The organism is Phyllobacterium trifolii, from assembly GCF_014192095.1.
GTDB classification, from domain to species: Bacteria; Pseudomonadota; Alphaproteobacteria; order Rhizobiales; family Rhizobiaceae; genus Phyllobacterium; species Phyllobacterium trifolii.
In genome coordinates this window covers 1-12,865 of sequence record NZ_JACHXN010000023.1, presented here as the reverse complement: position 1 = coordinate 12,865, position 12,865 = coordinate 1, and the positions used below count along the sequence as shown (strand labels likewise).

Genomic DNA, 12,865 nt, shown 5'->3' with positions numbered 1-12,865 from the left:
TTCCCTTAAAAATCGCTCGTCGTTAGTGGGATCTGTTCACGTAGAGGCTGGCGGCCACCACGATAACCACGCCCTTGATAATGGTCTGAAGCTGGACCGGAAGACCGAACATCACCACTGCATTTGAAATCACCACAAGGATGGCAGCTCCTGCGAGCGCTCCGGCAACGGTCCCGCGACCTCCGGACAGTGCCACGCCGCCCATCACCGCAGCGACGATGGAGTCGAGCTCAAAGCCACGGCCAACGAAATTGTCTACCACCCCGACAAATCCGGAGAGGATTAGCCCCGCACCCGCGGCAAGGGCGCCGCAAATCACGTAGGCTGCGATCGTTATTCTGTCTGAAGAGATCCCAACCAGCTTCGCCGTAACCGGATTGCCGCCAGTAATGTACATACGCCGGCCAAATGCAGAGCGATGCAGCACAATCGCCAAGACGATGGCGACAATAAACATAATCACTACATTGTAGGGAACACCGTAAAACGCGCCTGTTCCAATGCTGCGGAAGAAAGGCGGCACATTTCCTGAAGGCGCGCCCTGGGTCCAGGCAAAGCGCAGTCCCTGGAGCACAATCATCGTTGCCAGCGTCGCAAGGAAAGGCGACACATTGCGCTTCGTAACCAGAAGTCCATTGATCAATCCGGTTGCAATCCCCACTGAAATTGCCGCAAGGACAACCCAGGCAGCATCACCGTTTTGGCCGCTAAAACTGGTTGCAACTACCGCAGAGGTTGCCATGACCGAGGCTACGGAAAGATCAAGCCCGCGAACAAGAATGACGAATGCCTGGCCGATGACGACGATACCAAGCGGTGCGAGCTGCATAAGCATGTTGGAAATGTTGTCACGACTGACGAATGCAGGCGTGATCAAGCCGGACACGAGGATCGCCAATACCAGGAATAGGAAAATTCCATAGTGAGTGAGGATCGGCATCAGTTTCGTATGAACAAATGCGCCGGAAGTCGCATCTTTTTCTGGCATGGCTGAAACGCTCATCATGCAACCCTCCGTTTCTCAACGTAGACGGACACGGCAAGGATGATCACCAACCCTTGCACCACCAGCTGGAAATGCGACGACACGTCCATGAAGTTGAGGACATTGTTGAGCAGAGAAACCAGGTAGACCCCGAGCAAAGTGCCGATGACGCCGCCTCTTCCGCCCGCCAACATCGTACCGCCGACAACCACGGGCGTTATCGAAGCCAGTGTGTAGTTTGCCCCTGTGTAGGGCTGCCCGACTCCAAATCTGCTCACCAGATATACTGCGGTGAGTGCAGCGAAGAAGCCGGAGGCTGCGTATACACCGATGAGTACACGCTTGTGTGGCAAGGCCATCAAACGCGCCGCATGTGGATCATCGCCGACGGCATAAACGTATCGGCCGCTGCGGGTGTACCGGAGGATAAACCAGACAAGGAGGAACAGCGCGATGGCGATGGTCGCGCCTATCGAGATCTTTCCCGCAATCCGGCCATAGGCAAATGTATCGAAATTCAGCGGCACCTTACCAGTAGGCCCGAGCCCATAGAGCAAGGCCACACCCTGAACAATTGCCCCCGTGCCAAGTGTGACGATCAGCGGATGCACACCGGTCACAACTACCGCTGCACCATTCATTACACCGATCAACGTTCCTAAAACCAGAACGAACAAGACGACTGGCAGGACCATGGCTGGATTGCCATTGATGAGACCGGAGGTCAGCATTGCAACCAAGCTGATGATCGAACCGACCGACAGGTCGATTCCGCCGGTGAGAATTGTCAACGTCTGACCAAGACTGACAAAAGCGAGGCCGGCAGATTGCTCGTAGACGTTCAGAAGATTGTTCGATGTGGCAAAGCGATCAGAAAGGACGGCACCCACTATGAACATCACAACGAGAAGCCCGATAACGATTAAGTGCCCGCTTCGGCCTCCCGATAGATATCGGCTCGTGTTTTGCAGCACGGCTTGCATTTTAAACTACCTCCTCAGCTGGCATAACGGCGTGTTGCGAGTTCAATGACTGTCTCTTCGGTGATCTCATCGCGTGTGAGTTCGCCTGTGATGACCCCCTCTCGCATAACGATTACGCGTTCCGACATGCCAATGATCTCGGGCAGCTCGGAAGAAATCATCAAGATGGCAATCCCTTGGTCAGCAAGCTCCTGCATGATTCGATAGATTTCAATTTTTGCGCCAACGTCCACGCCTCGCGTCGGCTCGTCAAGAATGAGGACTTTCGTGCTGGTGCGCGCCCATCTTGCAACGATCACTTTCTGCTGGTTACCACCCGACATCAGCGAAACGGACGTGGAGGGGCCCCTGCAGGCAATCCGATATGATTCGATTTCCTGCTTTGCGACCTTGAATTCGCGAGCAAAATCGATGAGGCCAAAGCGCGTAAACTGCGAAAGCGTCGAGGCGGTCATGTTGGCTGCAATGTTGAGGTTCATTGCAAGCCCCTGGCCTTTCCGGTCTTCTGTCACCAGACCGATGCCCTCGGCAATCGCTCGTCGCGGTGTCATGTCGTGTATTTCCCGGCCGTCGACAAAAATCTGGCCGCCGCTGCTGCGCATGGCGCCGAATATGGCGAAGGCCAGCTCGGATCGACCGGCTCCGACCATTCCAGCAAGACCGGTAATTTCCCCGCGACGCAGGGTAATTGACGCGTTATGAACGCGTCCGGGTATCGAGAGATTGCGGACTTCAAGAACCACGGGCGAATCTGCACTTTGCGTGTTGCGTTTCGGAAAGAGCTCCGAAAGTGAACGCCCAACCATCAATGAAATCAGTTCATCCCGCTCAACAGATGCTATCATGCGTGTGGCAACGTATTTGCCGTCCTTCAACACAGTCACGCGATCGCAGAGATCAAAAATCTCCTCGAGCCTGTGGGAGATATAGAGGATAGCAACGCCAGCATTGCGCAGTGCTCGCAACCGTTCAAAAAGCACCGTCACTTCAGGACCGGATATCACGGCCGTAGGTTCATCGAGGATGAGCAGTTTGACGTCGTGGACCAATGCCTTGGCGATCTCAACCATCTGCTGGTCGGCAACCGACAAATCCCGGACCAAAGTCGTGGGATCAACATCGATACCGAACTTATCGAGGAGATTTCTTGCATCGGAACGCGTGCGGCGATGATCGATCAAACCGAGCCGATTTCTGCGCTCGTGCCCTATGAAAATGTTTTCAGCAACGCTCAGATGCGGGAAAAGCACAAACTCCTGGTAGATTACGTGAATACCATGGCGTTTTGCATCGCCTGGACCCGACCAGCTGACCAGCGCGCCATCAAAGTCAATCGATCCCGTATCTGGCTGGTGAACGCCCGCGACAACGCGGGTCAAAGTTGACTTGCCGGCGCCGTTCTCCCCGATCAGAGCGTGGATTTCACCCTGACGGACCTCGAGCTGCATGTCCGTGAGGGCCTGCACGCCGGGAAAGCCTTTGCTTATGCCTTGAAGTGAAAGCATGGGGAGACCTCGTTCCATCCAGAAAAATTCAGGTGATGCGGAGCCGAAGCGATCCGCACCACCTGTGGGAGGATATCAGTGGGGATAATCGACTTTGTATGTACTTGGATTGTAGTCCGGCCCCATGCCACCGGTGACTAGCATGTCGGCCGGGGCATCTGGCAAGACCATGTCCTTGATATGCATGTCCGGATGGATCGATGCGGTTTCATCACCCTCTGTCGTCGCAATCTGGGCGTTGATTTCATAGGTGCACGGGACCTGGGCTCCAGCCAGAACCTTCAGAGCGACCTCGATTGCGGTGCCACCCATGGCCGGCGGATAGCCAACTTCCAGCATCGGCACCTTGTATTTGAGCGCCATTTGCATTGGGCCGTTCACATCGGAGGTGGTATGCGGGGGAATTTCACCTTGCTTGAAACCGGCTTCGAGAAAAGCTTCGATTGATCCCGGTGTTTGCAGACCATGCGTCGAGAAGACAGCGTTGATGTCATGACCGTATTTGGAAATCACCGTCTGCATGACCTGTTTTCCGCGCACGGGGCTCCAATCAGAATAGACCGTGTCAAGAATCTTGATTCCGGGATATTGGTTGAACACCTGCATTCCGGCCTTGACCCGTAACTCGTTTGGACTTGAGCCAGCCTGTCCTCCAAGAATGACGACATTGCCCTTGCCGTTGAGCTTTTCGACGATCCACTGAGCGAAGAGACGGCCCATCATCGCGTCCGAGGCGGTGACGAATGTAACGAAATTGTTCGACGAAACGCGGCGGTCGACCATGACCACGGGGATTCCCCGCTCCATTGCGCGAGTGACTGCCGGATCGAGGGCTTGTTCGGTATTCGCACTTACGATCAAGAGATCGACTTCACGCGAGATAAGATCCTGGATATCCGCCACCTGTTTGGCGTCGTCATGGCCGGCGTCGGTGATAATCAGCTGCTTGACCTGGTCTTTGTGTTCGGCAGCCGCTTTCATGATCGAATGCTGCATCACGACGCGCCAGCTGTCGCCCAGACCTGCATTGGAGAACCCGATGACGTAGGGCCCGGTCTTCTTGTACTGGGCGGTATCCTTGAAGCAAACATCCAGTGAAGGATTGAAGAGAAATGTGCGGGGCACACCTGTATAGGTCTCTGCCTGGGTGGGCGGTGAATAACCGGCTATGGCCGTCATTCCAAGTAATATTGCAATAAGTTTCTTTTTCATTGTGGTTCTCCTCCATACCGTTCAATAAAAGGAAGAGACAACAAGGTACAGGTCGCGATACCTTTTAGTATACACGCACTAAACAATCGGCCTCGTCGAGCTTTATTCCTCCCTTGGACCATCTCGTGGTCCGGGATGTAAGTTAATGTAAAACCCGTGGGGAGGACAAACCTATATTTATCCAAATTGGACATTTTTGCAGGAAACAAATGATTGCAATCCGGTTCATACTGGAAGCGGGAGCGAATTGAGATTCACGCCCGGCGCTGGAGGCGAACCGTTTCTCCTGAAACGTCCGTGCTTGGGGTCTAACACGTTCAATGGAAGTTCGGTTCGTCTTTGTCATCCCGATCAACGGACGGCAGATGCGGGGTGCAAAATGCGGGAGGTATTTCATGAGTGATCGGTTTCGCGTCGGTTGGGTGGGTATTGGCAAAATGGGCGCGCCGATGAGCCGCCACGCATTGCGCGCCGGTTACCCGCTCACTGTGTTCGATCCGCTTCCGGAAAACCGGGCTACGATTGTCGCTGAGGGCGCAACTGTAGCCTACACCTTCGAAGAGCTTGCTGCGGCCTCCGATGTCATTATTCTGACCATCCCGAATGATGCGGTTCTCAACGAATTGGTGTTTAGCGCCGGCGGCTTGGCAGAAGTCATGACCTCGGGTCAAACCCTGGTTGAAATGAGCACTGTTTCTCCCGAAATTTCTGCCTCCATAGCCACTGCACTGGAAAAGAAATCGGTCAACTATCTTCGCGCGCCAATATCGGGCAGTACGACCACTGCGTCGGCCGGCAAACTTTCGGTCATGGCATCTGGCCCCAAGCCAAGTTACGCCAAGCTGGAACCTCTCTTCTCCAGCTTCGCCAATCGAAGCTTCTATCTTGGAGAAGGCGAAGAGAGCCGTTATCTGAAGCTGGTTCTCAACGCACTCGTGGGCGCAACGGCCGCCTTGCTTGGAGAAGCGCTTACGCTTGGCCGCAAGGGGAATCTCTCAATGGAGACCATGCTTGAGGTGATTTGCGAAAGCGCAGTGGCTTCCCCGCTTATTGCCTACAAGCGTGACCTTCTCGTCAATCGCAACTTCGACCCAGCCTTCTCCGTATCGCAGATGATGAAGGATTTCGACTTGATCCTCGGTGCAGCAAAAACCGATCACGTTCCGATGTTTCTGACTTCAATCATCCGGCAACAGTATGAGTCAGCCTTTGCAGAAGGCCTGGCGGAAAAAGACTTCTTCGTTCTGATTGAACAGTATGAGAGACTCGCAGGGCTGGAGGCTCCAATCTCTGATGCAACGCCAATGCCGAAATCCAACCGGAAGTCGGCTTAGCAGCATTGCACTCACGGCCGCCTCTCGCAATATAGTTCCCCGAACCATACATCCAGTCCCGGCGAGGGTGTTTGCAGTGGAGGCGATACGTGAATGATTATGAGATATTGCGTGTCATAGAATTTCTGGACAAGACACGTCGACCGTTCCGAGATGTCTTGCCTATGGCTGATGACGAACCCATCTGGAACATCGTCGCCTTTCTGATCAGGAACCACATTCACGGTCAGACGGTCACAATTTCGATGCTTACGCAAATCACCGACGTTCCTTACGCAACATCGATGCGGCTCATCAAACGCTTGATCGACGAAGGGCATATTATCAAGACATCGAGAGGGAAAACCGGGAAGAGCTTCGCTTTGCAACCAAGCAACGAACTCCTGCAGTCGTTCCAAGGCTATGCCCGCCGTACGAAATCGCTTCTCGCACAGACGCTCGGCCTCAGACCAACTCTCGAGCAGGACGATGATTACTATTTCGGCGGAACACCCCTGGGATCAAATATTATCCCCCCAATGCGGATCGTACAAAAACGCGCCGAAGACCAGCTCGAGTTGCGCTTTTTATTGAATGACGACAATTACTTCTCCTCGATGCGAAACATGTGGGCCGATTTTCGTAACAATCTCGCGTCTCGCAAGAGCTTCGATCTTCTTCCCCTGCCAGAGCTTTACACGCGCGCATTGAATAACGGGCAGCAAGGCGTGTCCACGTATGACGTTATGGCTATAAACATGCCGTGGCTGGGAGAATTCGCAGCAAAGGGTTTGATCCGGCCGCTTGGGCAGCTGATCCAGAAAACCGGGGTCAATCCCCTCGATTTTCATCCTTCGATCTGGTCAACAGGCACTTGGAACGGCCAAGATTTCGGCGTGCCCGGTTACTGTACAATCGAGATCCTTGCGGCGCGGCGTGATCTTTTTACTGATATTGAACTGCCATTTCCGAAGGCGTTTAACGATGTCATTGCTGCAGGTAAGCGATTTCACGATCCGCAGCGCGGCATGTACGGCATCGTCTGGGACGGCGCACGAGGAATGCCCATCGCATCGAGTTTCATGTTCTTTTTGGGAGCTTGCGGACAGCCGACACTATCGCTGCGGAAAACGCCTCATGGATATACTCTCGATGGTGTCGATCCTGAAAAGATTGTGCCGGAGATAAACTCGGACGCCGGCCTAACAGCTCTCGACTACATGCATCAGCTGAAGGAAATCTCACCACCCGAAATTTTGAATATGGCATGGGACCAGGCTCTTGCCGTTTTTATGAAGGGCAATGCGGCAATGGCATATTGTTGGACCATGCGCGCTGCTCGGTTTGAATATGATGTGCAATCGGTAGTCAAGCGTCGCGTTGAATACCTGCCGCAGCCCTCAGGCCCACGTGGCAGCCGGGCCTCACCTATAGGCGGTTTCCTTTTTGTTATCCCGGCAAATCTGCCGCAAGAACGAGTCGAAGTGGCAGCTGATGCAATTGCCTGGATGGCTTCACGCGAAGCTATGAAGGCCCATGTTAAGAATGGCTTTCCGATTGCGCCTAGGTTCTCGGTCAGCGCCGATCCTGAAGCCGCCGCCAGTTCCCCCATCGTGCGTTTCGTCGACCAGTTGGCAAAACGCAACCTCTTGCACACGTGGCAGCGTCCCAATTTGCCACAATATACCGCAATTGAACGCATTCTAGGGGATGAGATTCATGACGCCCTGTTGGGCCGGAAATCTGATAAGCAGGCTCTTGAGAACGCTTCAACAAGAATCTCCAAGACCTTGAGGATCCGCAAGCCTCATTTCGCTGGATAAAAGCAGCAACATTGAATTTCCGTCGGCTTGTTAGTTTCAGCAGAAGATTGGCGCAGCGGGTGAATGCGAAAGGCTGGCCCGAACGGCAGGCGGTTTGCTTCCCAGTACGGCATTGTCGAAGGACGAAAGGGCACGGCGCACTCGCGGCTGTCGCGCTGCAGCTTTGATAAACGAGCGACATAGCCGAAATCTCGGCGTTTGTTCAAAGCAGTTACGCGTTGATAAATGTTCCTTTAAAAATTCCGATAATAGGCGAATATCGAGCATTTTGGATTGTAGCTTGAATGTCCACAATTCCGATTAAAAGCCTGTTGTGTAGTGCGTATTCAATGGTCGCCTTAAAAAGATAGGTACTGCAAACCCGCTAGTTTTCTCCTCTCGTTCCGAATAATGATTTGGCAAAACAGGAATGAAAGCCACCGAACGACGACTGCTTTGCGCCTTCATATCTGTCATTGAGGCCGTCATCCCACCTGCCTGAAAGCAGACATCGTCTTGGCAGCGGCGTCACGTCGCCTGTGCGCCTACCGGTCATTGCGGCTCTCGCAGAACTATTCTGCGACGCCGCAAAATTCGGGAAAACAAGTGTCGTCAGTCGGGACTTGCACCACAGAGGAGCGGTGGCTTCCGACTCAAAACGGACTATCGCCCAGCCTAAGATTGACAGGCAACAAACCTTCTGCGCAGATTAGTCCTCGGTGGATACGACCTGCTGCTTGCGCCCCCTCGGGGTACGGTGAACGTATCGAGCCGCTTATGGCTCCCTTTGCCCGAACGAACGGGTCAGCAATGCAAGCCCCTGACGCTTTCCGTTCGTTTTTGTAAAGGATCATCCCATGCGCGATTTCCGCGATGCCAAAGCTATGGCGAAAACCCTACGTGAAGCGCTTCACGCCAACTCTGTCGTCTTCACCAACAGTCAGAGCCAGGAGCTCGTTGCTCGAATTCTTGGCTTTCGAGACTGGAACGTATTGGCCGCAACGATCCAAGCGACGCAGCCGACAGCGAAGTCGGTGAGTGCCGAAACGTCTATTCCAGCGGGGGCGGAGATCCCCATCGTTCCTATGCGGGATCTGGTACTGTTTCCGCACATGATCTCGCGGATTTTCGTGGCGCGCGAGAAAACCCGCCAAGCCGTGGAACGCGCTATCGTCAGCGATCAGCGCGTTCTCGTTGTTGCCCAGAGAAATGGCGGCGACGATCATCCCAGCACTCTCGAAGCCTTCCATCCGGTGGGAGTCATAGCAAACGTGATAGACCGCCAGACACAGGTGGACGGGGCTCTCAAGGTTACCGTTTGCGGGCTTCAGCGAACAGGCATGGTCCGGCTGACCGATGACGGGTTCCTGGCGGCAGAGGTTACGCCGTTTGACGACGAACGCGGCAAGTCGACGGAGGCAGCCGCTCTGTCGAGTGCGGTTCTCGATGCGTACCAGATCTATGCCGAGATCGATTTTTCTGCACTACCGCCGGGATCCAAAGCCAGGTTCGGCCTACCTTCGATCGGATATCCCAGCCTGTTAGCCGACACAGTCGCCCCTTTGCTATCGACCAGTATCGAACAGAAGCAGCAACTCTTGGAAACCAATGACGTGGTGGCTCGTCTCCAAAGACTCATCGAGCTGATGAGCAATGGCCGACCCAAAGCTGTCGCATAAATACCGACTTTTGCGACCCACCTGCTTTCCCTGAAAGGGATTGAGAATTCTCGTCGCGGAACTCTGTCGCTAAAGTTGGAGTTTCGCGGCGGATTTTTGCGACGGCCAATGACCGGTTCGGGCCGATCCTGGACCTTGGCACTGCCGTCACCCTCCGCCCGACCTCGCTCGGTTCGAAGATGCAATGCGGATCATTTAGTCGCTGGCGAAGCGGCAGCGCTCGGCGGCTTTCCATGATCACATCAACGGTCGGTCGCCGCGTTGTTGAGGATACTCATACGGATCACGGCGACCCCGCCATTGGCTAGCTCGGGCAGACGCGCGAACCAAGACTGCACATGCGGCGTCTGGTTGTGCGCTTCGAAATCGGCTTGGCTGGCGAAGATCTCATAGAAGATGAAATGCCCGGGCGCCTCGCGGCTCTCCTGAAGGAAGTAGAGCAAGTTATTCGGTTCGGCTCGGACTTGCGGCACGAGCGATAACGTGATGGCGCGCAGCGCATCCTCCTTGCCAGGTTTGGCTCGAACCTGCGCGACGACGGCATAGGCGTCGGTGGGCATATCCGCGTAGCGTAGGCCGTCGGCGTCGTGGGCAATCGCCGAGGGCGCTGCAAAAGTGGCCGCAATCAGCGCTGCCGGCGTGATGTGGGACAGGAATGTCCGTGGCATATCTTATCTCCTTCCTTCGTGGGATTGGGACCGAGTCGCAAATAGTGCACTCGAGCGCCGAACGAATCTGGGGCCCATTTCCTCGGTCGTGAGTTCGGCCTTCATCGGTGTATAGACGCCTATGAGGAAGAGGTTGGCGGCAGGGTCGTTCATTGCCTGCACTCCGCTCAGCGCGATGCAGCCACCATTTTACGCCGCGCTTCCAGCGCACTGTCGAAGGTTTGCTTGACCGGACCCAGTGCCTGCACGAACTCTAGCTGCTCGCCTTCCGAGCCGGTGCAGTAGATCAGCCGCCACCCAGCCGACTTGCCTTCCGTGATCGGGTTGGAATTGGCGTCGAGCGGGGCTGCGCTGCGTTCCGCCTCGCTCGTCACGGTTACGACGCGGTTCGCGCGGACATGGGTCATGCCGCGCCGCGCCGCGCCCGCTTCGAGATCGGCGATGAACTGGTTGAAATCGACGTCGTCGCGGATGTGAAAGCATATGTGCATCATCCGCGGAAAGGCAGGGCTCATATGATCGAGTGGCTCGGCGAACGCTCGCGGACCACCCATTGGCTCGTCGGCGTCGCGATATTGCAAAAGCTCGATCACGACGTTGTCGAACTGGATGAAGCGCACGTCGAGCCGCTGGCCGCCACCGCGAAGGTCGGGAATTCCCATCGTGCGCGGATTGACACCGCGTGCGTGCGCTTCGATTTCCTGACTGGTCAGCAGCGTATTGTGAATACGCTCACCTTGAAAATCACCGTCCCTCATTACCTCGGTGCCGCCGAGAACCTCGGTATAGAAGGTGAAGGCTCGTTCCATGTCCTGGACCGTCAAGCCGAAATGTTGGATGCCTTGCAATCGGGGGCCAATCGGTAGCTCGGGGTTGGGGGACGAAGCCGTCTGCCGCCCTTGCGCCGCGGTTGGCGTCGCCATCCCGGTCATCGATGCGGCCAGCACCGCGCCTGTGCTTTTCAACGCGTCCCGGCGATTGAGGCCGCCTGAAATCTGCCCATGATTTTCTGCCATCTTTTGTCTCCCTGAACTTGCGCGAGCGCTCGGCGACCTGACCTGCTGCTACCCGACGCAGGATCACGTTGCGTCATTCAAATACTTGCCGTGCCCCCCGCGGTTTCGTTATCCCCACGCACCACACGAAGCGAACGCTGACGTCAGATAAGGGGCCCGCGGCTGGCGCGTATTTCAAAATCTTGCTATTTTGCTGCGACAGGCGCTTCGATGCTTCGCATAAATTTGCGCCACCAAAAGCGTTTAGGCGGCCTGGAGGGCGGGCGGTTGAAATTCGACGAGGCCTGGCGGGAGTTCGGCCACAGTGAAGCACGGGATGGCGAGCGCGCCGGCCTTGCTTCCTGCAAGGCGAATAATACTTCTGGGGTGCCGCGATACTGGACAGATCATTTGATCGCACCGGTACGCATGATCGGCGCCGAAACGGCGTCGCTCAAATTGAGCTATTGGTTTTCGACTATCGAGGATTCCCCGCAAGAGGGTGATCCGAACTTCGTCAGTGCCTCGCTCCGCACGAGCGCAGCGACGGCTTGGCGCGATGCGGCGCCGTCGGGGCTAATATCCATGTTGCCGTTCGAAGGCGCACAATGGCGCTTTGAACAGCCGGTGAGCTTCATGCAATTCCACATTCCGTTCGAGCTGATGGGCATGGTTTGCGTTTCGCTGTTCGGAAAAGAGCTCACCCACGATCATATCCGGATGCCCGCCGATGTCCTAGATGTCCAACTACACCACAGCCTGGAGCGCATACGGCATACGGCCTCCCTGATCGAACCTACCAATCTTCTCCTCGACAGTTGGGCACTGATCCTTGCTGAAAAATTCCTTCTACGGCTATCGAGTCATGGCGAGCGAAATGGGCACGGACCATTCGGCAAGCTTCCGGCCCGGGGTGTTGCACGTATCGTCGATTACATCGAAGATGGGATCGACCACGATCTGCGACTGTCATCGCTCGCTGCGATCGCAGGGATGAGCACCTATCATTTTGCCCATAGTTTCCAAGAGACAGTTGGCATGTCGCCCCATTCTTATGTGCTGGTACGGCGGATCGAGCGGGCTCGAGCCTTGTTGCACGGGGGAGGCGAGCCGCTCGTCGATGTCGCCCTTGCTTGCGGTTTTTCCAGCCAGTCCCATTTGACCACCGTGTTCCGCCGTCGTCTTGGTGTTACCCCCGGAGAATATCGCCGGCGCGCAGTAATCTAAGTGGATTGACGATGCGATAGGAACCGACGAAAAGACGCCCTAGGCGCGATGGGTATCCGCCCTCATTAGACAGCAAATTAGAGAACGTGTTTTCACCCGATCAAATGTCCGCTATCGCCATTTTGGATGCTGAAGCTGCCAGCCCTGCAACCGGCCCCCTCTAGGCCCTTTTTGATCCCCTCGCCTTGAGCGGAACCGAACCGCAGACCCAGTTAATGCAGTTTTCAGAGGTGAGGTTCCAGAGGAGATGGGGTGGTTGCCGCCCTCCCCTGACGGCATCGCAATGTGCCAATGTTGTGGTGCGTTAAACCTACAAAGCGGAGAAGGCGGCAAAATGAAGGATACGATGATTGGTGTGGACCTGGCAAAGAGTGTTTTTGTGCTCCACGGAGCGTCGATGGCGGGTCAGGTGAAGTTTCGCAAAAAGCTCTCACGGTCCCAGTTTCTGAAGTTCATAGCGGATCAATCACCTGCGGTCGTGGTGATGGAAGCCTGC

The 12,865-nt window shown here is 55.4% G+C and carries 10 protein-coding genes and 1 pseudogene; 5 read left to right on the top strand and 6 right to left on the bottom strand.

Annotated features, from left to right (window positions below; genetic code table 11):
• Nucleotides 1-22: 22 nt before the first annotated feature.
• The 4 genes from FHS21_RS24975 to FHS21_RS24960 all read right to left on the bottom strand — a co-directional run bounded on the left by FHS21_RS24975 (nt 23) and on the right by FHS21_RS24960 (nt 4,685).
• The gene (locus tag FHS21_RS24975; protein WP_183664654.1) at nt 23-1,006 is read right to left on the bottom strand and encodes an ABC transporter permease; all 984 of its coding nucleotides are present in this window, start codon (nt 1,004-1,006) and stop codon (nt 23-25) included.
• On the bottom strand, nt 1,003-1,968 hold the full coding sequence (locus FHS21_RS24970) for an ABC transporter permease (RefSeq protein WP_183664652.1): 966 nt from the start codon (nt 1,966-1,968) through the stop codon (nt 1,003-1,005). The genes FHS21_RS24975 and FHS21_RS24970 overlap by 4 nt, the downstream gene beginning before the upstream one ends.
• Before the next feature lie 14 nt (nt 1,969-1,982).
• Nucleotides 1,983-3,473, bottom strand: coding sequence for a sugar ABC transporter ATP-binding protein (locus FHS21_RS24965; protein WP_183664650.1), 1,491 nt, complete (start codon nt 3,471-3,473; stop codon nt 1,983-1,985).
• Nucleotides 3,474-3,548: 75 nt separating this feature from the next.
• The gene (locus FHS21_RS24960) at nt 3,549-4,685 is read right to left on the bottom strand and encodes an ABC transporter substrate-binding protein (RefSeq protein WP_183664648.1); all 1,137 of its coding nucleotides are present in this window, start codon (nt 4,683-4,685) and stop codon (nt 3,549-3,551) included.
• A gap of 395 nt (nt 4,686-5,080) precedes the next feature.
• Here FHS21_RS24960 and FHS21_RS24955 point away from each other — a divergent pair, with 395 nt between their 5' ends.
• The 3 genes from FHS21_RS24955 to FHS21_RS24945 all read left to right on the top strand — a co-directional run bounded on the left by FHS21_RS24955 (nt 5,081) and on the right by FHS21_RS24945 (nt 9,479).
• Nucleotides 5,081-6,019 (top strand): NAD(P)-dependent oxidoreductase, encoded by a 939-nt coding sequence (locus tag FHS21_RS24955; RefSeq protein ID WP_183664646.1) that lies wholly within the window; start codon nt 5,081-5,083, stop codon nt 6,017-6,019.
• A gap of 164 nt (nt 6,020-6,183) precedes the next feature.
• Nucleotides 6,184-7,821 (top strand): extracellular solute-binding protein, encoded by a 1,638-nt coding sequence (locus tag FHS21_RS24950; RefSeq protein WP_210283619.1) that lies wholly within the window; start codon nt 6,184-6,186, stop codon nt 7,819-7,821.
• Between the two features lie 836 nt (nt 7,822-8,657).
• Nucleotides 8,658-9,479 (top strand): LON peptidase substrate-binding domain-containing protein, encoded by an 822-nt coding sequence (locus FHS21_RS24945; RefSeq protein WP_183664642.1) that lies wholly within the window; start codon nt 8,658-8,660, stop codon nt 9,477-9,479.
• Between the two features lie 242 nt (nt 9,480-9,721).
• Here FHS21_RS24945 and FHS21_RS24940 read toward each other — a convergent pair whose 3' ends face one another.
• Both FHS21_RS24940 and FHS21_RS24935 read right to left on the bottom strand, forming a co-directional pair.
• Nucleotides 9,722-10,147, bottom strand: a complete 426-nt coding sequence (locus tag FHS21_RS24940; protein WP_183664640.1) for a putative quinol monooxygenase — start codon at nt 10,145-10,147, stop codon at nt 9,722-9,724.
• Between the two features lie 167 nt (nt 10,148-10,314).
• Nucleotides 10,315-11,163 carry a VOC family protein gene (locus FHS21_RS24935; RefSeq protein WP_183664638.1) on the bottom strand — a complete coding sequence of 283 codons (849 nt, stop codon included), beginning with the start codon at nt 11,161-11,163 and terminating at the stop codon, nt 10,315-10,317.
• A 267-nt stretch (nt 11,164-11,430) separates the two neighbouring features.
• Between FHS21_RS24935 and FHS21_RS24930 the strand changes: the two genes are divergently transcribed.
• Nucleotides 11,431-12,369: an AraC family transcriptional regulator gene (locus tag FHS21_RS24930; protein WP_183664636.1), complete on the top strand. Its 939-nt coding sequence runs from the start codon at nt 11,431-11,433 to the stop codon at nt 12,367-12,369.
• Nucleotides 12,370-12,703: 334 nt separating this feature from the next.
• Nucleotides 12,704-12,865 (top strand): annotated as a pseudogene (locus tag FHS21_RS31795) (IS110 family RNA-guided transposase); the annotation flags it as partial.

Bases quoted from the DNA above. Each gene is read 5' to 3' on its own strand.
- FHS21_RS24935 (WP_183664638.1), bottom strand. From the start codon at position 11,163: ATGGCAGAAAATCATGGGCAGATTTCAGGCGGCCTCAATCGCCGGGAC.
- FHS21_RS24955 (WP_183664646.1), top strand. From the start codon at position 5,081: ATGAGTGATCGGTTTCGCGTCGGTTGGGTGGGTATTGGCAAAATGGGC.
- FHS21_RS24960 (WP_183664648.1), bottom strand. From the start codon at position 4,685: ATGAAAAAGAAACTTATTGCAATATTACTTGGAATGACGGCCATAGCC.
- FHS21_RS24975 (WP_183664654.1), bottom strand. From the start codon at position 1,006: ATGATGAGCGTTTCAGCCATGCCAGAAAAAGATGCGACTTCCGGCGCA.
- FHS21_RS24940 (WP_183664640.1), bottom strand. From the start codon at position 10,147: ATGCCACGGACATTCCTGTCCCACATCACGCCGGCAGCGCTGATTGCG.
- FHS21_RS24950 (WP_210283619.1), top strand. From the start codon at position 6,184: ATGGCTGATGACGAACCCATCTGGAACATCGTCGCCTTTCTGATCAGG.
- FHS21_RS24970 (WP_183664652.1), bottom strand. From the start codon at position 1,968: ATGCAAGCCGTGCTGCAAAACACGAGCCGATATCTATCGGGAGGCCGA.
- FHS21_RS24945 (WP_183664642.1), top strand. From the start codon at position 8,658: ATGCGCGATTTCCGCGATGCCAAAGCTATGGCGAAAACCCTACGTGAA.
- FHS21_RS24965 (WP_183664650.1), bottom strand. From the start codon at position 3,473: ATGCTTTCACTTCAAGGCATAAGCAAAGGCTTTCCCGGCGTGCAGGCC.